Source organism: Streptomyces sp. HSW2009 (assembly GCF_040240285.1).
GTDB lineage: Bacteria > Actinomycetota > Actinomycetes > Streptomycetales > Streptomycetaceae > Streptomyces.
In genome coordinates, this window is the sequence record NZ_JBEHZD010001158.1 from 1 (window position 1) to 443 (window position 443).

At 66.6% G+C, this 443-nt stretch carries 1 protein-coding gene; it reads right to left on the bottom strand.

What is annotated here, in order from left to right; translation table 11 throughout:
- Positions 1-425: FG-GAP repeat domain-containing protein (locus tag AAHZ94_RS35020; protein ID WP_349997679.1), on the bottom strand; the 425-nt coding region annotated here is incomplete at its 3' end.
- Positions 426-443 lie beyond the last annotated feature (18 nt).

Below are 443 nucleotides of genomic sequence, written 5' to 3' on the forward strand. Positions count from 1 at the left end.
ATCGGGGTGGCGAAGGACCCGGCGCCGTTACCGGGGTAGATGAACAAGGTACCGTCAGACTTCGCACGGGCGGCGATATCCGCGGTGCCGTCGTTGTTGAAGTCGCCACCGGTGAGTTCTTCGAGGTGGCCCCAGCCCGTACCGGCCTGGATCGGGGTGGCGAAGGACCCGGCGCCGTTACCGGGGTAGATGAACAAGGTACCGTCAGACTTCGCACGGGCGGCGATGTCGGGGTTACCGTCACGGTTGAAGTCGCCACCGGTGAGTTCTTCCAGGCTGTCCCAGCCCGTTCCCATCACCCGGCGGGCTTCCAACGCGCCCGCACCGTTCCCTGGGTAGACGTACAACGTCCCGTTCGCCTTCGCCCGCGCGACCACGTCCACCCGACCATCACCGGTGTAGTCACCCGCCACGAAATCCGTCATCCCCGCATCCCCCGGCGG